At 35.6% G+C, this 19,846-nt stretch carries 20 protein-coding genes; 8 read left to right on the top strand and 12 right to left on the bottom strand.

Annotated features, from left to right (window positions below; translation table 11 throughout):
• Positions 1–2: 2 nt before the first annotated feature.
• From ACJJVI_RS01475 to ACJJVI_RS01440, 8 genes are read right to left on the bottom strand one after another with little or no spacing between them, the layout of a single operon-like run.
• Complete coding sequence (locus tag ACJJVI_RS01475) at positions 3–1,067, bottom strand: M20 family metallo-hydrolase (RefSeq protein WP_405349923.1); 1,065 nt, start codon at positions 1,065–1,067, stop codon at positions 3–5.
• Positions 1,064–1,843, bottom strand: coding sequence for an acetylglutamate kinase (gene argB / locus ACJJVI_RS01470; protein WP_405349921.1), 780 nt, complete (start codon positions 1,841–1,843; stop codon positions 1,064–1,066). The genes ACJJVI_RS01475 and argB overlap by 4 nt, the downstream gene beginning before the upstream one ends.
• On the bottom strand, positions 1,843–2,781 hold the full coding sequence (locus tag ACJJVI_RS01465) for an N-acetylornithine carbamoyltransferase (RefSeq protein ID WP_405349919.1): 939 nt from the start codon (positions 2,779–2,781) through the stop codon (positions 1,843–1,845). Before ACJJVI_RS01465 ends, argB begins: the two co-directional genes overlap by 1 nt.
• The gene (locus ACJJVI_RS01460; RefSeq protein WP_405349917.1) at positions 2,778–3,902 is read right to left on the bottom strand and encodes an aspartate aminotransferase family protein; all 1,125 of its coding nucleotides are present in this window, start codon (positions 3,900–3,902) and stop codon (positions 2,778–2,780) included. The genes ACJJVI_RS01465 and ACJJVI_RS01460 overlap by 4 nt, the downstream gene beginning before the upstream one ends.
• On the bottom strand, positions 3,899–4,699 hold the full coding sequence (gene proC, locus ACJJVI_RS01455) for a pyrroline-5-carboxylate reductase (protein ID WP_042247998.1): 801 nt from the start codon (positions 4,697–4,699) through the stop codon (positions 3,899–3,901). The genes ACJJVI_RS01460 and proC overlap by 4 nt, the downstream gene beginning before the upstream one ends.
• 10 nt (positions 4,700–4,709) lie before the next feature.
• A complete protein-coding gene (gene argC, locus ACJJVI_RS01450) occupies positions 4,710–5,687 on the bottom strand; it encodes an N-acetyl-gamma-glutamyl-phosphate reductase (protein ID WP_405349914.1) in 978 nt (325 codons plus the stop codon).
• Positions 5,684–6,880, bottom strand: coding sequence for an argininosuccinate synthase (locus tag ACJJVI_RS01445; RefSeq protein ID WP_042247992.1), 1,197 nt, complete (start codon positions 6,878–6,880; stop codon positions 5,684–5,686). The genes argC and ACJJVI_RS01445 overlap by 4 nt, the downstream gene beginning before the upstream one ends.
• A complete protein-coding gene (locus tag ACJJVI_RS01440; protein WP_006795763.1) occupies positions 6,870–7,493 on the bottom strand; it encodes a GNAT family N-acetyltransferase in 624 nt (207 codons plus the stop codon). Before ACJJVI_RS01440 ends, ACJJVI_RS01445 begins: the two co-directional genes overlap by 11 nt.
• Before the next feature lie 517 nt (positions 7,494–8,010).
• Here ACJJVI_RS01440 and ACJJVI_RS01435 point away from each other — a divergent pair.
• The gene (locus tag ACJJVI_RS01435) at positions 8,011–8,910 is read left to right on the top strand and encodes an EamA family transporter (RefSeq protein ID WP_397300951.1); all 900 of its coding nucleotides are present in this window, start codon (positions 8,011–8,013) and stop codon (positions 8,908–8,910) included.
• Positions 8,911–8,916: 6 nt separating this feature from the next.
• On the opposite strand, the gene ACJJVI_RS01430 is transcribed toward ACJJVI_RS01435, so the two are convergent.
• A complete protein-coding gene (locus tag ACJJVI_RS01430; protein ID WP_042270860.1) occupies positions 8,917–9,765 on the bottom strand; it encodes a phosphatase PAP2 family protein in 849 nt (282 codons plus the stop codon).
• A 64-nt stretch (positions 9,766–9,829) separates the two neighbouring features.
• On the opposite strand from ACJJVI_RS01430, the gene ACJJVI_RS01425 reads away from it, so the two are divergent.
• The 6 genes from ACJJVI_RS01425 (at position 9,830) to ACJJVI_RS01400 (ending at position 14,094) form a co-directional block, all read left to right on the top strand.
• Positions 9,830–10,246 (top strand): HYC_CC_PP family protein, encoded by a 417-nt coding sequence (locus ACJJVI_RS01425; protein ID WP_405349911.1) that lies wholly within the window; start codon positions 9,830–9,832, stop codon positions 10,244–10,246.
• A 65-nt stretch (positions 10,247–10,311) separates the two neighbouring features.
• Positions 10,312–11,076, top strand: coding sequence for a hypothetical protein (locus ACJJVI_RS01420; RefSeq protein WP_348021498.1), 765 nt, complete (start codon positions 10,312–10,314; stop codon positions 11,074–11,076).
• 73 nt (positions 11,077–11,149) lie between these two features.
• A complete protein-coding gene (locus ACJJVI_RS01415) occupies positions 11,150–11,779 on the top strand; it encodes a heavy-metal-associated domain-containing protein (protein ID WP_405349910.1) in 630 nt (209 codons plus the stop codon).
• On the top strand, positions 11,779–12,657 hold the full coding sequence (locus tag ACJJVI_RS01410; RefSeq protein WP_405349908.1) for a hypothetical protein: 879 nt from the start codon (positions 11,779–11,781) through the stop codon (positions 12,655–12,657). The genes ACJJVI_RS01415 and ACJJVI_RS01410 overlap by 1 nt, the downstream gene beginning before the upstream one ends.
• Entirely contained in the window at positions 12,650–13,369 is a 720-nt protein-coding gene (locus ACJJVI_RS01405; protein ID WP_405349906.1) for a decarboxylase, read from the top strand. Before ACJJVI_RS01410 ends, ACJJVI_RS01405 begins: the two co-directional genes overlap by 8 nt.
• Positions 13,369–14,094: a heavy-metal-associated domain-containing protein gene (locus ACJJVI_RS01400; protein ID WP_405349904.1), complete on the top strand. Its 726-nt coding sequence runs from the start codon at positions 13,369–13,371 to the stop codon at positions 14,092–14,094. Before ACJJVI_RS01405 ends, ACJJVI_RS01400 begins: the two co-directional genes overlap by 1 nt.
• A gap of 69 nt (positions 14,095–14,163) precedes the next feature.
• Here the strand turns inward: ACJJVI_RS01400 and hppD are convergent, their stop codons facing one another.
• The 3 genes from hppD to ACJJVI_RS01385 all read right to left on the bottom strand — a co-directional run bounded on the left by hppD (position 14,164) and on the right by ACJJVI_RS01385 (position 18,802).
• Complete coding sequence (gene hppD, locus ACJJVI_RS01395) at positions 14,164–15,327, bottom strand: 4-hydroxyphenylpyruvate dioxygenase (protein WP_036580409.1); 1,164 nt, start codon at positions 15,325–15,327, stop codon at positions 14,164–14,166.
• Positions 15,328–15,605: 278 nt separating this feature from the next.
• Positions 15,606–16,094: an OmpH family outer membrane protein gene (locus ACJJVI_RS01390; protein WP_042247975.1), complete on the bottom strand. Its 489-nt coding sequence runs from the start codon at positions 16,092–16,094 to the stop codon at positions 15,606–15,608.
• A gap of 92 nt (positions 16,095–16,186) precedes the next feature.
• Entirely contained in the window at positions 16,187–18,802 is a 2,616-nt protein-coding gene (locus tag ACJJVI_RS01385) for a T9SS type B sorting domain-containing protein (protein ID WP_405349902.1), read from the bottom strand.
• A 136-nt stretch (positions 18,803–18,938) separates the two neighbouring features.
• Between ACJJVI_RS01385 and ACJJVI_RS01380 the strand changes: the two genes are divergently transcribed.
• Positions 18,939–19,835 carry a DUF6263 family protein gene (locus ACJJVI_RS01380; protein ID WP_405349900.1) on the top strand — a complete coding sequence of 299 codons (897 nt, stop codon included), beginning with the start codon at positions 18,939–18,941 and terminating at the stop codon, positions 19,833–19,835.
• Positions 19,836–19,846 lie beyond the last annotated feature (11 nt).

Here is a 19,846-nt window from a genome sequence, read left to right as displayed (position 1 = left end):
CTTTAAAAAATACTCGTTAATAAATTGATGTATATATCGATGCCTTCTTCAATCTCTTCTAGATATATAAATTCATCTGCGCTGTGAGATCTCGTACTATCGCCAGGTCCTAATTTTAAAGAAGGACAACTTAAACACGCCTGATCTGATAAAGTAGGTGATCCATAAGTGGTTCTTCCCATCGCTATTCCTGCTTGCACCAACTCATGTTCTACAGGAATAGAAGAAGAATTTAATCGCAAACCTCGTGCAATAATTTCATCACAAGGCGACTGTTCTTTCAGTATTTCTGCGATCTCTTGATTGCTGTATTTATCATTGACTCTTACATCAATGACCAGTTCTACCTCTGACGGCACAGCATTATGCTGCACGCCAGCTTTAATTTGCGTAACCGTCATTTTTACATCACCTAATGCCTCAGATGATTTGTCAAACTTAAAATCTTGAAACCATTTTAAAACTTCTATAGAATTGTAAATCGCATTATTATCATTAGGGTGAGCCGCGTGTCCTGGCGTCCCTTTTATTTTAGCATCAAAAACGACCAATCCTTTTTCAGCGACTGCTAGATTCATTAAAGTAGGCTCGCCTACAATAGCAACATCTATATGTGGTATGATATCTAGCATACTATTTAAACCATTTGGGCCGCTACTTTCCTCTTCGGCGCTAGCGACTATGACTAGGTTATATTTTAGATCTTTTTGCTTATAAAAATGAGTAAACGTAGCGATTAAAGAAACCAGACAACCACCTGCGTCATTACTGCCTAGACCGTATAATTTACCATCTTCAACTATTGCTTTAAAAGGGTCTTTTGTGTAGGCTTTATTGGGTTGTACCGTATCGTGATGTGAGTTCAACAATAACGTAGGTTTCCCTTTTTCAAAATATTTGTTAGTCGCCCATATATTATGATGGTCTCTTTTAAATGGAATCTCATGATTATTGAACCATGATTCTATCATTACAGCAGTTCCTTCTTCTTCACTAGAAAACGATTGTGTTTCAATCATTTTTTTCAACAATTCTAGAGCCTCTTTTTTTAAATTTTGATGTTTCATAAGTTCGATATTGTAGTGAATAAACTGTTTGAATTTTGAAGCATATCTGGCAATCCTACACATACTTTTTGCACACCATTTTGAATAGCATGAAAACAATTTTGCATTTTAGGAAGCATTCCGTCGGCAATAATCCCTTGAGATTTTAAATCTTGATAATTTTCTAAATTGATATTCTTAATTACAGAATCTTCATCTGTAATATTCTGTAAGACTCCTTTTTTCTCAAAACAGTAATACAGTTCTGTTTCATAGTTTTTGGCTAGTTCGATAGCGAGTTCAGCCGCGAGAGTATCTGCATTTGTATTTAATAATTGACCATGTCCGTCGTGCGTTATGGCGCAAAATACTGGAGTACGCTTTCGCGAAAGCAACACCTCAACAATCTCTGTATCTACCTTTACAACATCTCCAACATAACCAAAATCTACCTCTTCTACATCTCGTTTTTTAGACAAAATAGTATTCCCATCAGCTCCTGTAAATCCTATAGCATTGCACTGTTTGGCTTGCAATTTTGCCACGATAGTTTTATTCACCTTACCAGCATAAACCATAGTGGCAATGTCCAGTGTTTCTGAATCGGTGATGCGGCGACCATCTATCATTTTTACTTCAAGATTCATTTTTTGAGCTAATTCTGTAGCTACTTTTCCACCTCCATGAATAAGAACTTTCAGCCCTTTTATCGCAGTAAATGTGGTTAAGAAATCATCTAGTGCTTGCTGGTCATTGATAATGTGCCCACCTATTTTTATAACTTTAAGTTGTTCCATTATTCTATGTTTTCTAAAATATTTTTTAAAACCACTTGAGCCGCATAGGTTCTATTATTAGCCTGGTGGATGACGATAGAGTTCTCACTATCTAGCACAGCATCTTCTACCACAACATTTCTTCTTACAGGAAGACAGTGCATAAATTTTGCTTTACCTAATTTTCCCTGAGTCATCATCCAGCTCGAGTCTTGACTTAAAACATTACCATAATCAGTATAACTGCTCCAGTTTTTCACATAGACAAAGTCGGCTTCTTTCAAAGCTTCTTCCTGATCATAAATCACCGGTGTATCTTTTACAATCGCATCAGATAATTCATATCCCTGCGGATGTGTAATCGTAAGATCTACGTTTGCCATTTGCATCACTTCAATAAATGAGTTTGCAACCGCTTGTGGCAATGCTTTAGGATGTGGCGCCCAAGAAATGACCACTTTGGGTTTTTTCTTGGTTTTCAATTCTTCCAGAGTAATAACATCTGCAAGAGCTTGTAAAGGATGAGCTGTTGCACTTTCCATATTTACAATAGGTACAGACGCATATTTTATAAAACCATTTAGGACTACTTCTTGAGCATCCTTTTCTTTATCCACTAAAGAAGGAAAAGCTCTTACCGCAATCACATCTGCATATTGAGAGATGACCTGAGCAGCTTCTTTTACATGTTCAGAAGTGTCTGCATTCATCACCGTTCCATCATCAAATTCTAGTTTCCAAGAATCATTCACATTTAATATTTGCACTTCTAACCCTAGATTCTTTGCTGCCTTTTCTGTGCTTAATCGCGTTCTTAAACTCGCATTAAAAAACAACATCACTAGAGTTTTGTTCTTACCTAGATGTTGAAAATCATATGGTGTTTGTTTTATTGCAATTGCCTCATCTACTAGTTGAGCAAGGTCTTTTATATCTTTAAGTTCAGTGTATTTCTTCATAATTCAGCTTTTAAAGCGTCAAAGAATAAATCGATATGAGATTCTTTAATCGTTAATGGCGGCAAAATTCTTATCACGTTAGGATTCTTTGCACTACCAGTAAAAATGTGATGATTAAAAAGAATGTTCTTTCTTATTGTCGCAATAGGAAAATCAAATTCTAGTCCTAACATTAATCCGCGTCCTTTTACATTTTTAACCTGCGGTAATTCTTGAGCTCTTTTTAAGAAGTGAGCAGATACTGCTTTTGCATTATCCATTAATTGCTCCTTTTCTATAACATCTAGCACCGTAGAAACTGCGATACATGCCAGATGATTACCGCCAAAAGTCGTACCCAGCAATCCATAAGAAGCCTTAATTTGTGGATGGATCAAAATACCACCTACAGGAAACCCATTTCCCATACCTTTTGCCATTGAAATAATATCTGGTTCTAGTCCATGTTTTTGAAATGCAAAAAAGTCACCAGTTCTACCAAAACCAGATTGCACCTCATCTGCAATAAAAGAAGTATTGTACTGACGACACAAAGCTTGTAAACCTTGATAAAACACAGTAGTATCTTCATCTAGACCACCTACTCCTTGAATACATTCTACAATTACCGCGCAAACATTATTCTTATCTAGTGCTTTTTCTACAGCTTCCAGATCTCCTAATTCAATAATTTCTACTTCTTGTTGTGCATTTAATGGTGCGATAATTTTTGCATTATCTGTAGCCGCCACCGCTGCAGATGTACGACCATGAAAACCATTTTTAAAAGCGATTACTTTATGCTTTCCATTATGAAAAGAAGCTAGTTTTAATGCGTTTTCATTTGCCTCTGCGCCAGAATTACACATGAATAGTTGGTAGTCTTTACAACCAGAAAAGTCAACTAATTTATGAGCAAGCGCTTCTTGCAATGGGTTTTGAACCGCATTACTGTAAAAGCCTATTTCAGAAACCTGTTCACTTATATTATTTACATATTCTGGATGAGAATGACCTATAGAAATAACCGCATGACCACCATATAAATCTAGATACTCGACATCATTATGATCATAAACATAAACATCTTGTGCACGCACTGGCGTCACATCAAAAAGTGGATAAACATCAAATAAACTCATATCTGTTTTTCTTTAATCGTATTAATTTTTTGAAAAGAAGCTATCATTCCTTGAATAAGCGAACTGCTCAATCCTTTATGTTCCATCTCGTTTAAACCTTCTATGGTGCAACCTTTGGGCGTGGTAACTTTATCGATCTCTTGTTCTGGGTGATTGCCTGTTGTTATTAATAAACTTGCAGCACCTTCGGCAGTATGCATTGCTAATAATTGTGCCTCGCTAGCGTCAAAACCTAACTGAATAGCGGCTTGTGTACTCGCTCTTATTAATCGCATCCAGAAAGCTATTCCACTAGCACATACCACGGTTGCAGCTTGCATTTGTGTTTCTGGAATAACTAGGGTGGTTCCCAAACGATTAAAAATAGCCTGAGCTACTTTTATTCTACGAGTCCCTTTTTCATTATGACACAGACAGGTCATCGATTTACCAACCGCGATCGCTGTATTGGGCATTGCTCTAATCACATGCTGATCTGAACCTACAATTGCCTCTATTTTATCAACGGTAAAACCAGTTATCGTCGATATCAACACATGGTTCTCGTTAAATAAATCTTTAGTTGTTTCTAGAATATCCGTAAAATGTGCTGGCTGTACCGCAAAAATGATAATGTCAGATTTCTTGATTGCTTCTTCATTATCTGCAGTTAAAAACACGCCAGAATAATCTTGAAAAAACTCTAGATCTTCTAGATTTCTTTTAGTTAAATACAATGTGGTGATTGCATTATTATGAATCAATCCCTTTGCGATGGAGCGGCCTAAATTACCAGTTCCTATAATAGCTATTTTCATGATTTTGAGTTTAAAAAAAGTTGGCTTTAAGTTGTAAACCTTGATCTTCTAGAAAACCGAACATCAAATTCATATTCTGTACTGCCTGTCCCGACGCTCCTTTCAATAAGTTATCGATGACACTCGTTATCAATAAAATGTCATTATGCTTATGTAGTTGAATAAGACACTTATTAGTATTAACTACTTGCTTTAAATGCACTTCTTTATCGGACACAAATACAAATGGCGAGTCTTTATAGTAGTCCTTATAAAGGTCTTTTATTTTTTCTAGTGATAGGTCTATTTTAGTATAAGCTGTCGCAAAAATTCCTCTACTGAAATCACCACGATTAGGCACAAATAACACATTAGAATTAAAATCTTGTTGTGACTGTTTTAAAGTCTGATTTATTTCTCCTAGATGCTGATGCGTAAAAGCTTTATAGTGTGAGAAATTATTATCTCTCCAAGTGAAATGCGTCGTAGGTGACAGACTTGTGCCTGCACCAGTTGCACCAGTAACCGCATTTACATGCACATCTTCTTTTATCAATTGTTGTGCTGCTAGTGGTAAAATGGCAAGTTGTATCGCTGTTGCAAAACATCCTGGATTTGCCACATGAGTAGCTTTTTTAATCTCTTCTTTTTGATACTCGCACAGTCCATATGTGAACTCGCTTTCGCGAAAGCGTGCATATTCTATCAACCTAAAATCATTACTTAAATCGATAATTTTTGTATTCTTTGAAAATTGATGCTTCTCTAAAAAAGATTTTGAATTGCCATGACCTAGACATAAAAACAAAACGTCCACATTGTTATTTAACTGGCTTGTAAACACCAAATCTGTAGTACCCAAAAGATCTTGATGAACATCGCTTACGGCATTACCAGCGTTTGAGGTTGAGTATATAAAATCTATGACTACCTCATCATGGTGAATTAAAAGTCTTATTAATTCTCCTGCTGTGTAACCTGCACCACCTATTATTCCTGCTTTAATCATGATTCTTGATGTATCTGGTTATAAATCTTATTGCTGTTTCCTATGATCTTGATAAAACCTTTGGCCTCACTTGCTGTCCATGCTTTATTCTCTTCTCCATAAGTACCGAATTTTGCATTCATTAAATCGTTTGCCGATTCTATACCGTCCAGAGTAAAGTGATAAGGTTGTAAAGTGACATAAACATCTCCAGTAACTTTGGCCTGACTACTTTCTAAGAAAGCCTCCATGTCACGCATTACAGGATCGAGGTACTGACCTTCATGCAGGTGCATACCGTAAAAACTAGACAGATAATCTTTGTGCTGTAACTGCCATTTAGTAAGTGTATGCTTTTCTAATAAATGATGTGCTTTGATAGTAATCAACGCTGCTGCGGCTTCAAAACCGACTCTACCTTTCATACCTACTATGGTATCGCCTACATGTATATCTCTACCTATAGCATATGAAGAAGCAAGATCATTGAGTTGTTGTATAGCCAGTTCTGAAGATTGCTCTTTCCCATTTACAGCAATTAACTCTCCTTTTTTAAAGGTCAATTTTACTTGTTCCTTTCCTTCTTTTTGAAGTTGTGATGGATAAGCTTCTTCTGGTAAAGCCTTGAGCGAGGTCAGAGTTTCTGCTCCACCGACACTAGTTCCCCACAGTCCTTTATTGACAGAATATTGAGACTTTTCCCAAGACATGGCTATTCCATTTTCTATTAGATAATCTATCTCTTGTTTACGTGATAGTTTACCATCTCTTATAGGTGTAATAATTTCTATATGTGGCGCTAGCGTTTGAAAAATCATATCAAAACGCACTTGATCATTTCCGGCGCCAGTACTTCCATGAGCGATAAATTGTGCATCTATGGTTTTTGCATATTCTATAATCTCAATGGCTTGCACAATACGCTCTGCACTTACCGATAGCGGATACGTATTGTTCTTCAACACGTTTCCATAAATCAAATACTTAACGACTTTATCATAAAAAGTGCTGACAGCGTCTATGGCTTTAAAAGTGCTCACGCCCATTTTATAAGCGTTAGATTCTATAGTTTTAAGGTCTTCTTGAGTAAAACCACCTGTATTCACACACACGGCATGCACTTCATAACCTAGATCTTGTGAAAGGTATACTGCACAATATGAGGTGTCAAGTCCGCCACTATAGGCTATTACTAATTTTTTATTATTGTTCATTTTGATCTTTTTTGAGGATAAGCGTTTGCTTAATTTGTTTTAATCTGTTGAAAACAGACTTTTTAATAGGTTTCTTTTCTTCGGTTGTTTTCTTAGAAGGATCATAGATCATTCCTGTACACAAACACATTTTTTGTTCTGTGCGTTGTAAGATGTCATAGTTCTTACAAGTCTGGCAACCGTTCCAGAATTGCTGGTCGTCTGTTAATTCAGAAAAAGTAACTGGCTTATAACCTAGGTCGCTATTCATTTTCATAACAGCAAGTCCAGTGGTGATGCTGAATATCTTTGCATCAGGAAACTTTTCTTTAGATAGTAAAAAGATGCGTTCTTTAATTTGTTTGGCCAGTCCTAGATTTCTATAATCTGGATGTACAATAAGGCCTGAGTTTGCGACAAACTTGCCGTGTCCCCATTTCTCTATGTAACAAAAACCTGCAAATTTTCCGTTATCCAGTGCGATTACCGCGTTTCCATTTTCCATTTTGGTAGTGACATATTCTGGCGTACGTTTTGCGATTCCTGTACCGCGTACTTTGGCAGCGTCGGCTATGGTATCACAAATGATATGCGCATATTTTGAATGCGATTTATGAGCAATAACAATTTCCATTGAGATTGATTTTATAAATTAAATAGTGTAAAGTGTAGTTGTGAAAAGAAGAACCGGACGCACCTAAATTCCCAAAAAGAAAGACCCCTTACGGGCGTCGGCGTCGTAAAGTAGGACGCACAGAAAAACCGTTCCTAGAAGGAGCAGTTAAAAAAGTAGTAAATAATAATGGAAGTGAATTCAATGTAAAAAAATAAAAATTATATCTAAATGCTAAGTGAGATTAAGCACAGCGGCGTCGCAACGTGTAGCGCACCGGTAATGATATATTTTTATTTCTAGATAAATTCATGCGGTAAAAGTAAGTATTTATTTGGACTAGCGATCAATTACTTACACAAACTTCTAAAATTTAGCATATTAGTAATTTGAGTGAGAATTGCTTGTTTTAATCTCAATTGAACAAGGATTTAATAATAAATTCTCATTTGAAAATATATTGCATCTTTTACATCTCAAAACGTAGACTTATTTGAAATAATGCCACTCAATTTCTTCAAAAAACTATCTTCGCGGCATGTGGATGTATTTAGGCTTACTTGCCGCTTTATTTTTAGGATTACACAATCTATGTAAGAAGCATGCTGTGCGTGGTAATGAGGTGTTCCCTGTTTTATTAGGCACATTGATCGCAGGTTTTTTATTAATCTTACCTTTTTACATTGGTTCTATCTATGCGCCTGAAGCAACTAAAGAAATAGGTTTTTATGTAGAATCTATACCATGGACGACGCATGGTTACATTATCATTAAATCTATGATAATGGCTGCTTCCTGGATACTGGCCTATCAAGCACTTAAACATTTACCACTCACCATTGTGACACCGATAAGGTCTGCAGGTCCATTTTTCACATTTATAGGTGCTATTTTTATATATAAAGAAGCCCCAAATAATTATCAATGGATAGGCTTCTTCTTAATCATATTATCGGTATTATTATATTCTAGAATAGGTAAAAAAGAAGGCATCCATTTTAAAAGTAATAAATGGGTTTTTGCGATTATAGGCGCCACATTTTTAGGAGCGTCAAGTGGATTATACGATAAGTTCTTAATACAAAGTTTAATGCTCAATCCGCAAACGCTACAATTTTGGTTCTGCTTTTACACTATTATAATCTTACTGATTATCTTATCCATCACATGGTTTCCATATGCACAAAAACGTAAAGATTTTAAATTTAGGTGGTCTATCCCTGCAGTTGGTATATTATTACAAACTGCAGACTATTTTTATTTCAAAGCACTGCAAGATCCCGACGCCATGATTATGCTACTGTCCGCAATAAAACGCAGTCAAATCATCATTGCGGTAGTTATAGGCGGTTTAATTTTTAAGGAACAAAATAAACGTCAAAAACTCATACCACTAGCAGGCATCATGATAGGTGTTTTTTTAATTCTATATTCTTAAGAATTGCTAGAAAGAGTAAACGACACCTAACCTATTACCAGAAAAGGTGAAATTTAGAGAAGTTAGATTATCCTTAGAGTCAGAATTATATTTTTGATCATACTTTTTATCTAAGTATTTATCGATACTCTCTACTACAAAGTAGCTTAAAACCCAACTTAAAAAAACATCACTTGCCCAGTGCTGTTCTTCATAGATACGTGTTAATCCAGGAGTCACACCGATGGCATATATAGGTCCTTTAATCCACCAACTATCAAATTGCTTTGCAATAACGTGTGCATTTGTAAAAGTGAGTACTGCATGTCCAGACGGAAAAGATCGATAACCAGCAGATCCACCAAATGGTTTAAAGTGATTTTTACCTAGATTAGTCTGTGGTCTAGCTCTTCCTGTTACTGACTTAGTTAATTGTTGTAAAAACCCTGTAGCAGTCGCTGATGATAATAGTAAAACTCCAGTTCTTCTTAATTTCTCATTGCGTGTAAACAAACCAGTTAGGTAAACTGCACCTGTAGCACCATAGTTATTTTGTGGACTACCAGCATACCATCCATAATCCAATATCAAATTAGGCACATTTTCTTTATGTTCTACAAAATAACGCCTTGATTGATCATCAATTGAATAAAGTCCCAACGTCACAGCTGTTGTCGCACCTAGTTTGTAAAAATCATCTTGTTGCCAGTAGATAGGTCTAGAGTACGCATATCCTACACCTTGAAAAACATTACCCATATCATAGGTAAAATCTCTCCATAAGGACTGATTTTCAGTGTTAAAACTATTACCATTAGATTGACCTTGAGAGACCCAAACACATAGAAAACACAAGCAATATATCAATTTTTTCATTTTGCAAAAATACTATAAAATCCACTTAACAACTTTTTAGGAACAACTATTGTATCTTTGTTATATGTTTTTAAAGATGGTTAAAAATATAGGTGTATTTATGATGGCGGTAATGGTATTATGCTCTACCCTATCATTCAGTGTGCATAAACATTTTTGCGGCCCGTTTTTAAAAGATGTTTCAATGATTATTCCATCCCATGGTTGTGGTATGGAGACTAATAACACGACGGAATCTTGTGCCGTGGTACTAGAAAAAAGTTGTTGTAATGATGTTGTGGAATTAGTAAAAGGGCAAGATGATTTAAAATTATCATGGGATCATTTTAATTTAGACCAGCAACAATTTATACTTCTATTTACTCATTCTTACATCTACTCGATCACTGGCGATGATCTTGTGGACACACCTTTTACATCTTACTCGCCGCCTCTGGTCACAAGGGACATACCAGTGTTGCACCAGTCTTTTCTTATCTAAGTAAAGTTGTTTTCTCAATTGCCATTAGGCATTAATTAAGAATACTAACTTTATTTTACTACACTATGAAACATATTATTATGGTGGCTTTGATAGTTTTCGCTTTCGCGAAAGCGTATGCTCAAGGTCCACCCATTACAGCAGATAAACCTATCATGCTAGGAGGCAATAGCTTCACCATGAAAACCCTAACTGAAATCAGAAACACCGAGCGTGGAACAGCCGTTTATGTTCCCGTAATGCTGCATTATTTACCTACTGCAAATTCACTAATCGCTTTGCACGTACCTTATGTCAACTATGACTTGAGTGACACTAGTGGCAGTGGACTAGCGGACATGAAAATTATGGGGAAATATCAATTTTACCGTAAAGATGGTACTGGAAGAACATTCCGTATGGTAGCAAAGACCTTACAAACTTTACCTACCGGTCAGGAAATTGATGTGATGGATATTTCTACAGGAAAGTACTCTGGATATTACGGTATTGTATCAGGTTTAGAAACTTTGAAATACGGTATTTCTACAGAGATAGGTTACAACTGGATGCCAGACGGCAGCTTAGATGAATTCAGAACTAAACTAGGTTTTGGCCTTCCATTATTAAAACCTCAGTATCCTAATAAGCAACTTAATCTATATTTTGAATACAACAGTGTATGGCTACATGAGCGCGATTGGTACCAGTTATTATATGCTCAAGGGATACAATATGCTCGTAAGAATATCACCTTTGATCTAGCGGTTCAATTACCTCTTATTCAAGATATAGCAGATGATCGCGCACTGAACTATTCTGTTTTTGTGGGAACGCGATATACTTTTTAATCACAAATAAACACAACAAATATCAACATGGATACTGCTATAACAGTCTCCTAATGAATAACATTAAAACAAGATGAAACAAATAACAATTATATTAAGCATAATGATAAGTCTACTTGCTTTAACCCAAGTAGATGCACAATCTAATAAAGATAGAGATCAATTTGAGGTACAGGTAGACGGTTTAGGCTGTCCATTCTGTGCTTATGGCCTAGAGAAAAAGTTTAAAGAATTTAAAGGGATTAAAGACATTGCAATTGATATAGAAACAGGAGATTTCTCATTCACTTATCCAGCAGCAAAAGAGTTAACTATGGAAGCTGTTGTAGCTCAAGTAGTAAAAGCGGGATACACACCTAACGACGCAAAAATCACACGCGCAAGTGGTACAGTTGAAACTAACAAAGAAGCTGAAAAAGAAACAGTCAATGAGGTGACTACATCTAAAATTTACGTCAATGGTATGTGCGGTATGTGCAAGGCACGTATAGAAAAAGCAACAACTGCTGTTGATGGTGTTGCTACAGCTATATGGAACGTAGACACAAAAATACTAACTGTAAGTTATGACCAGAATCAGACTAGTGAAAAAAATATTGAGAGCGCTGCGGCTGGTGTAGGTCATGACACTAATGGGACTAGAGCTACAGATACTAGTTATGATAACTTGCACCCATGTTGCAAATACGAAAGAGCAAACTAATGAGAACATTAATATACATTATCGTGGCTGCGGCCACGATAATCTCATGTACAGATAAAGCTGCTGTTCCACAAGACTGGCAATTTGAAAAAGTAATCGAACTGGACGGTATCAACCCTATAGGTATTGCTATGGATGGTAATGATATCTTTCTAAGTGATGGAGACCATAATCGCGTGGTTAAGGTAGATGAAGATGGAAGTGTTTTATTTGAGATGGAAGGCTTTAAAAGACCGATGCATATAGATTTTGGAGAATCAGACTTTAAAATCACAGATAAGGTAACTACTTCATTACTTAAGGAAAGAGCTCTTTTTGTACCAGAATATGGACGTGACTCCATCGCAGTAATGCGAGATAACAAAATGGATTACTTAGTACTACAAGAGTCATTAGACGCACCAGCAGCGATAAGCGTTTTTGAAGATGAAATCGCTATTGCAGATTTCTATCCTAATCGGGTACTTTATTATGATGGTAAAGAATGGATAAGTATAGGTACAGAAGGCAAAGAGCTAGGACAGCTCTACTACCCTACAGATGTGCAGATCACAGAAAACTACATCTACATAGCAGATGCTTATAATCATAGAGCACAGGTATTTGACAAAACAGGAAAAGCAATAGCCATAATAGGAGCTGATCAAAAAATAAATGCCGCAACAGGAATTTATGTAACTGATAATGAAGTATTGCTTACAGATTTTGAAAATGGACGTGTTCTCATTTTTGATATGAAACATCAATTAAAACAAATCATAGAAACTAACATCGATAAACCTACAGATATCTTTGTTCAAGACGGTTTGATGTATATTACTAATTATCGTAAAGGTCAATTGATCAAATATATACTTAAAGATATAACCTATGAATAAGCTCTTTTTCTTATCTATAACATGTATTTTAATACTAAGTAGCTGTGAAAAGAAGAAGCAAACAGATTATACAGTAAAGAATACTGGTGCTTTAATGAACATCATGTCTGGGAATCTAGTGGCAACTGCGTCACTAGATTCCATTCAAGAATTACCTCATCTCTATGCTCTAGGTGCTTTAGAAAATTTGAAAGGTGAAGTTCAAGTATTCGATAGTGAATCTTATGTAAGTAAAGAATCTGATGATAACCGTGTCACTATAGAATCTCATTTTAATCATCAGGCAGCCTTATTAGTTTATGCGCAAGTTGAAAACTGGACTACAGCAATTGATCTTGATGGATTCTTTGATAACAATCAATTAGAGCAGCAATTAGAAATACACGCTATAAAGAATGCCATAGATACAGAAAAACCATTTCCTTTTCTTTTAAAAGGTACTGTTGATCTATTAGACTGGCATGTGATTAATTGGATAGATGGCGACCTAGTACACAATCATAAAAAACATAAAGAATCAGGTGCTTATGGTACGATTGAAAACCAAGAAGTAGAAATTATAGGTTTTTATTCAAAAAAGCACAAAGCTGTATTTACTCATCACACAACTTTTTTACACATGCACTTTAGAACTATAAGTCCAACCGTTATCGCTGGTCACATAGATGGATTAAAAGGTTCTAATTTATCTCTTTATTTACCTAAAAAATGATGAAACATATTTACCACATAGAAGGCATGACCTGCAATGGTTGCCGTGCTGATGTTGAGAATAAATTAAATAACATTGATGATGTGGATCATGCAACGGTTACACTAGAAAATGAGCAGGCTGTGATAAACATGGCCTCTCATATAAGTTTAGACACATTCCAGCATGCACTTAGTCCTAAGTATCATATAAGTCTGATGGAGGAAAAAAATATATTTGAGAATTCCGCTTTCGCGAAAGCGGAACCAAAACAATCAAAGTTACAACAACTGAAGCCTCTATTTTTAATTCTAGGGTATATCACAATTGCTACACTTTTATTGAACTATAGCAGAGAGAACTGGAATGAAGCGATGCTCGATTTTATGGGATTATTCTTTATTGTCTTTAGTTTTTTTAAAATACTGGACTTAAAAGGTTTTCCAGACAGTTTTAAAATGTACGATCCACTAGCCAAATTAATTCCTGGATATGCTTGGGCATACCCATTTATAGAAACAGCGCTAGGTTTAATGTTTCTAATAAGATTTCAAGTTGACCTTGCGTTACTTATCACCTTAGTAGTCTTAAGTATTACAACTGGTGGCGTAACTAAAACCTTACTAGATAAGAAGTCCATTCAATGTGCATGTTTAGGAACGGCTTTAAAATTACCGATGACTGAGGCTACGTTTATTGAAAATGCAATAATGATTATTATGGCTACAATAATGCTGATAAGCTAATATCATTCTAATTTAAAAAGCCCGAAATCAATAATGATTTCGGGCTTTTTTATTTGATTTAAATAATATTTATAAAGTACCTCTTCTTGCCTGTTGTCTTTCAATAGCCTCAAATAAGGCTTTAAAATTACCTACTCCAAAGGATTGGGCACCTTTACGCTGGATTACTTCAATAAACATGGTAGGTCTATCTAATACGTTATTAGTAAATAACTGTAACAGGTAACCTTCATCATCTCTATCGATAAGAATACCATGTTTTTTAAGTAATTCTATATCCTCATCGATCTCACCTACTCGTTCTAAAATATCGTCATAATAAGTATCTGGAACATAAAGAAACTCAACACCACGTTCTCTCATTGCGCTTACTGTCGCAACTATATCATCTGTGGCCACTGCAATATGTTGAACTCCAGGACCATTGTAGAAATCTAAATATTCTTCTATCTGAGATTTTTTCTTTCCTTCGGCAGGTTCATTGATAGGGAATTTAACACGACCATTACCGTTACTCATTACCTTACTCATAAGAGCAGTATACTCTGTAGCGATATCATCATCTGCAAAAGAAATGATTTGAGCAAATCCCATAACTTCACCATAGAACTTACACCATTTATTCATCTCATCCCATCCTACATTACCAACCATATGGTCGATAAATTTTAAACCTACAGGCTCAGGATTGTAATGAGATTCCCATTTTTCATATCCTGGTAAGAAGACTCCATTATAATTTTTGCGTTCTACAAATATGTGAACAGTTTCTCCGTAGGTATAAATACCCGAGCGCACTACTTCACCAAATTCATCTTTTTCAACGGTAGGCTCTAAGTAAGGTTTTGCACCACGTTTAGTTGTTTCTTCAAAGGCGCTTCTAGCATCATCTACCCATAAAGCAACTACTTTAACGCCATCTCCATGAACATTGATATGTTCATTGAGCTCTCCACCTTTTTGTAATGGAGTGGTAAGGACAAGTTTAATTTTGCCTTGTGTTAATACGTAGGATACGCGATCCTTAAGACCAGTTTCTAGGCCAGCATAAGCAAATGATTGGAATCCAAACGCACTTTTATAATAATGTGCTGCTTGCTTTGCATTTCCTACATATAATTCTACGTAATCTGTACCTAGTAATGGAAGAAAATCTTCGGCTTCACTGAAAAGTTTTTTAAGTGAATATTCTGTATTTGCTAGGTTAGTTAAGTTTTTTATTTCTTTAGACATAATAATTTTTAATTGTAAATAATGTTATAATAATTAAGGTATAGAGAACTTATATTATTACCACATTGCCCTTACATGAGAAGCTATTTTATATGAATAATCGATCATTGTATCTAAGATTTAGAACTTAAAAAGTTGCCATTTAAGAAGACTAGGTAAATATACAGATTTGAATATAACTAATGTATTATGACAAGTTTTTTATGGTGATTCACTCACAACCAGTCACAAAAAAAGCCGCTCTTTTAGAGCGGCTTTTAAATTATAAAATATAGAGACTATAATCCCATTTCTGTTTTAACAGCTTCAGTAATATTTGCAGAATCTTCAGCAAATAATACAGAACTAACAGATACGACAATTTTAAATCCTTTTGCCTTTGCTACCTTTTCTATAGCTGCATTCAGTTTATCATATATAGGTTGCATCAATTCATTTCGTCTAGTTGCTAATTTTAATTCGGCACCTTGCTTTTCTGTATTTAAAGAACCTTCTAGCTGTTGCGCCATTTTAATGATTTCTTGTCTTCTTTCTTCAGTCACTCCTTCTGATTGTGCTTCTTGTTGTAAAGCTTGAAATCTTGCATTAGCATTGGTTTCGGCTTTTGTAATATCTGCCTGAAGGTTACTGGTGTAATTTTTTAATTGTGTTTCTGCAGCGCTTACCTCTGGCATTTTAGACAATAAAAACTCTGCATCAACATAACCTGTTTGTGCAAATGAGAAAGATGAAGCTATAAAAGCTACTAGTAATAATAATTTTTTCATGATTGTATTTTAACGGGCACAAGATAATTAAAATGTTCCCTATTGTTTATATAATTTTCAAATTCCAATAACTAAGCCAAAGTTAGTCAAGGTTACCTTTTCACTGCAAAAAAACCTGTCGTCTCTGTAGGAACACCGTTAACTTCATATTTTAACTGATACCAGTAAGTGCTAGACGGCAATGGATTACCATTATAAGTGGCGTCCCATCCTATTCCATCTGGCGCTAGTTGTTTTAACAATTTACCATACCTATCAAAAATATAAATACCCGTGACTGTGACATCAGCACTATTGATATCTATTCTCCAGAAATCGTGATAACCGTCATTATTAGGTGTCATATAATCTGGTATCACAAATAAAGGCTCTTCAGGTTCTGGGATGACCACTACCGGATTGATGGTCAATTCAAAACTTATCTCATCGTCACAACCAGACGCATTAATATCATAAGCATATAGAGTTACTGGATAAGTTATAAAATCTGTAATGTCGATAACATCACCAGTAGCATACGAACTACCTAATCCATTAGGTTGCGTATAGAACAACTGATTACCACTTAAATTATTCCCGCCGATACTAGGAAAAGTATAAGATCCTGTTGCAATTTGAGAACCTATAGGATTTAATTCTGGTACTGGTATGAGATTTATAGTTAATGTTTCTGTGATGGAATTATTTGTGGTTAGTCCAGTATCTGTAACCGTACATTCATAAACTGTAGTAACAGCTGGCATTACTGTTAAAGACATCGCAGTAGACAGCACAGTGGTCGCTCCTTGTTCTCGCCATTCATAATTATAAGAACCTTGGGCAGTCGCAGGACTCACCGTTGCAGTTAATGTAGTAGACTCACCAGCGCAAAAATCATTTCCTGTAGCACTAATTGTTAAACTAAGCATAGGCGGATCCATTATACCTAGAATAAAACTCTCTTCATCACTACAACTACCGTTATCATCATAAATGTATAGAGCGATAGGCAATACTGCAAAATCTGCTGCGGTTACTACATCACCTGGGTTATACATGATTCCATTTCCATTGGGTTGTGTATAATATGCCTCAGCTCCTGTTAAACCTGTTCCTGTTATGGCCGGAAATGTAAAACTACCTGTCACGTTTTGATCTACTAGATCATCTATATCAATAACTGGTAGTACATTAAAATCTGTCATATCAAATCCCATATCCGTTCCGTTCTCTACACCAGAGTCATTTACAGTTACAGAAACTGTAGTCGCAACATTAACAGTTACGGTAATAGATGACGTGTTAGGATAACTTGTTCCCTGTGTATCTGACCAGTTAAAGCTATAATTACCATAAGGAGTTGCAGGAACCGTTGTAGCAGTCAATGTGACCATATCACCGTCGCATACATCTTGAATTCCTCCAGGAGTAATGGTAACTTGAGCATCAACAAATTCTATATCAAACTGCTCAATGAGCTCACAACCATTTGCATCAATTCCATATACAAATATTGTTGCTGGATTAGTTGTAAATAATGATGGATCAACTACATCACCGGCATTCCAAGGCGTGCCTGTATGTGCTGGATTATCATAAAATGCAGCATTTGCAGGAATATTAGTTCCTGTTATTGCTGGTAATGTATAATTACCATGCGCGATAACATTTGCAATAGGATTCCACGATGGTATTGGGTTTACAGTAACTGTAATACTAGAGGTCGCTATATTATCTGGTGCGACACGTCCCGAGTCTGTAATAGTACATTCGTAAGTGGTTGTGGCCGAGATATTAATAGGTAAAATAGCACTAGTACCTACTACACCTGCCTGACCTTGTATACGCCATTCATAAGAGTACACGCCTAATGGAGTTAAAGGGTTTGCAGTAGTGTTAAGAATTGTATTGGCATTTTGACAATATTCTGGATCAGTATTCCCGTTTGAATCTTCTATATCTAAACTAATCGAACAAATAACATCAGACGCGACCTCAGCAGCACCAAATATATCTGAACTTACTAAGTTAGGGCAGTTTGCGGTAGTTTGAGCTGTATTAATATCAATAAAACGCGTATCATTTCCACCTGTCGCTACTAATTCAAAAGTTGGATTTATCGCACAAGGATTTGCGGTAATTATAGTTACTACCCCAAAAACATTATTAAATCCAGATACACCAGGAATTGTCCCTACCAGACTAGAATTACTCGGATTTACGACATCTATAAGAGCGAGATCATTACCGTCTGCACTTAGATAAAGATTACCATTGAAATAAGTCAAATCTCCAGCACTAGGAAAACCCGTATCACCTATATATGTAGCTGTCATACTTGCAATATCAAACCTAAAAAGTCCACCAGGCGAATTAGTATGGACACCTAATAAAGTACCTGGTCCTTCCTTAACTAGAGAATCAACTCTGAAGTTACCAGTAAAACCTACAACGTTTAAAATCCCTAATGAAGTCACTGCCCCATTGGATACATTGATTAAAAATAATTCGTCATTACGTATACCGTACAAAGTATCATCAGTATCACCTTGTGCTATATCAAAGAAAGAAGAAGAATAACTAGCCACTACTGTGGAACTACAGTTACCTAAATCTGCCAGTACGATGTCACCATTTGCTAGACATAAATAAGAAGTATTTACTGATTGCGCTTTCGCGAAAGCGAAAATAAACAAACATAACAAGCTTAAAATCAGTTGCTTTTTCAAGAAAATATAATTTTGCCGCAAAAATATAATAATTATTGACCAAGAACTGACTTATCTTTAGATTATCGTTATGTAATCGTTAAAAAACCAATATTCTACCTTCCCTATATTATATTGCCGAACAAAATAATTCAACATGAAAAAATATCTATTTTTTATTGCTATCCTTTTTAGTATTGTAGCTACCGCTCAGCATGAAATTGTATACAACCTTGAAAAAGGAAAGTCATATCCACAAAATCAAATGGTGACTAGTGAGCAACAGCAAGTTGTTAATGGGATGCCTCAAGAAATCACAACCATTATCACAACAGAAACTGACTATATGGTAACAGATATCAAGGACGGTATTTATTATATAGATATTGTAATTAAAAAAATGTCAAGCGAAACCAAATCACCTATGGGGACTGAATTAATATCATCTGATGGTCCTGCGTCTAACTCGATGAATACTATTTTTAAAAATATGATTAAACAACCTATCAAAATAACCATGAATAGGCATGGTGAGATTTTGAGCTTTGATAATAGTAGTCAAATGGAAGGTTTAACTGATGATGTAGAAATGCCTCAAATGCAATTATTACAAGTAGAAGCAGCTTTAAAAAAAGAAATGGATGCAGAAAAACAGAGCTCTAACTACCAGCAATTAACCGCTATTTTACCTAAAGAAAAAGTCGCTGTAGGTGATTCTTGGTTTCAAACCATAACGGTGAACTCTATAGCTTCTTTTGAGGCTACTAGCAGCTTTCAATTAGAAAGCGTATCCGAGGATTCTTATATGATAAGCTCTACGGCTATTTTAAAAACTCCAGATAATTCAAGTACTAATCTTAATGGTATGGAAGCTAACTACAGTCTTTCTGGTCCTAGTTCTGGAACTTACACGATAGACAAAGAAACAGGTTGGATTACTAATGCATCTATAAAACAAGAATTAGATGGTAACATTGTTATTAAGAAATCGGATACGATGCCACAAGAAATGAAAATGACTATGAAAACACAAACAATTACAATTATTGAATAATCGTAATATCT

This window comes from Nonlabens sp. Asnod3-H03, from assembly GCF_045063665.1.
Lineage (GTDB): Bacteria > Bacteroidota > Bacteroidia > Flavobacteriales > Flavobacteriaceae > Nonlabens > Nonlabens ulvanivorans.
Note: the sequence above shows the minus strand (reverse complement) of the source record. Positions and strands in the feature narration are given on the sequence as shown.

Bases quoted from the DNA above. Each gene is read 5' to 3' on its own strand.
- ACJJVI_RS01475 (WP_405349923.1), bottom strand. From the start codon at position 1,067: ATGAAACATCAAAATTTAAAAAAAGAGGCTCTAGAATTGTTGAAAAAA.
- argB (WP_405349921.1), bottom strand. From the start codon at position 1,843: ATGGAACAACTTAAAGTTATAAAAATAGGTGGGCACATTATCAATGAC.
- ACJJVI_RS01465 (WP_405349919.1), bottom strand. From the start codon at position 2,781: ATGAAGAAATACACTGAACTTAAAGATATAAAAGACCTTGCTCAACTA.
- ACJJVI_RS01460 (WP_405349917.1), bottom strand. From the start codon at position 3,902: ATGAGTTTATTTGATGTTTATCCACTTTTTGATGTGACGCCAGTGCGT.
- proC (WP_042247998.1), bottom strand. From the start codon at position 4,699: ATGAAAATAGCTATTATAGGAACTGGTAATTTAGGCCGCTCCATCGCA.
- argC (WP_405349914.1), bottom strand. From the start codon at position 5,687: ATGATTAAAGCAGGAATAATAGGTGGTGCAGGTTACACAGCAGGAGAA.
- ACJJVI_RS01445 (WP_042247992.1), bottom strand. From the start codon at position 6,880: ATGAACAATAATAAAAAATTAGTAATAGCCTATAGTGGCGGACTTGAC.
- ACJJVI_RS01440 (WP_006795763.1), bottom strand. From the start codon at position 7,493: ATGGAAATTGTTATTGCTCATAAATCGCATTCAAAATATGCGCATATC.
- ACJJVI_RS01435 (WP_397300951.1), top strand. From the start codon at position 8,011: ATGTGGATGTATTTAGGCTTACTTGCCGCTTTATTTTTAGGATTACAC.
- ACJJVI_RS01430 (WP_042270860.1), bottom strand. From the start codon at position 9,765: ATGAAAAAATTGATATATTGCTTGTGTTTTCTATGTGTTTGGGTCTCT.
- ACJJVI_RS01425 (WP_405349911.1), top strand. From the start codon at position 9,830: ATGTTTTTAAAGATGGTTAAAAATATAGGTGTATTTATGATGGCGGTA.
- ACJJVI_RS01420 (WP_348021498.1), top strand. From the start codon at position 10,312: ATGAAACATATTATTATGGTGGCTTTGATAGTTTTCGCTTTCGCGAAA.
- ACJJVI_RS01415 (WP_405349910.1), top strand. From the start codon at position 11,150: ATGAAACAAATAACAATTATATTAAGCATAATGATAAGTCTACTTGCT.
- ACJJVI_RS01410 (WP_405349908.1), top strand. From the start codon at position 11,779: ATGAGAACATTAATATACATTATCGTGGCTGCGGCCACGATAATCTCA.
- ACJJVI_RS01405 (WP_405349906.1), top strand. From the start codon at position 12,650: ATGAATAAGCTCTTTTTCTTATCTATAACATGTATTTTAATACTAAGT.
- ACJJVI_RS01400 (WP_405349904.1), top strand. From the start codon at position 13,369: ATGAAACATATTTACCACATAGAAGGCATGACCTGCAATGGTTGCCGT.
- hppD (WP_036580409.1), bottom strand. From the start codon at position 15,327: ATGTCTAAAGAAATAAAAAACTTAACTAACCTAGCAAATACAGAATAT.
- ACJJVI_RS01390 (WP_042247975.1), bottom strand. From the start codon at position 16,094: ATGAAAAAATTATTATTACTAGTAGCTTTTATAGCTTCATCTTTCTCA.
- ACJJVI_RS01380 (WP_405349900.1), top strand. From the start codon at position 18,939: ATGAAAAAATATCTATTTTTTATTGCTATCCTTTTTAGTATTGTAGCT.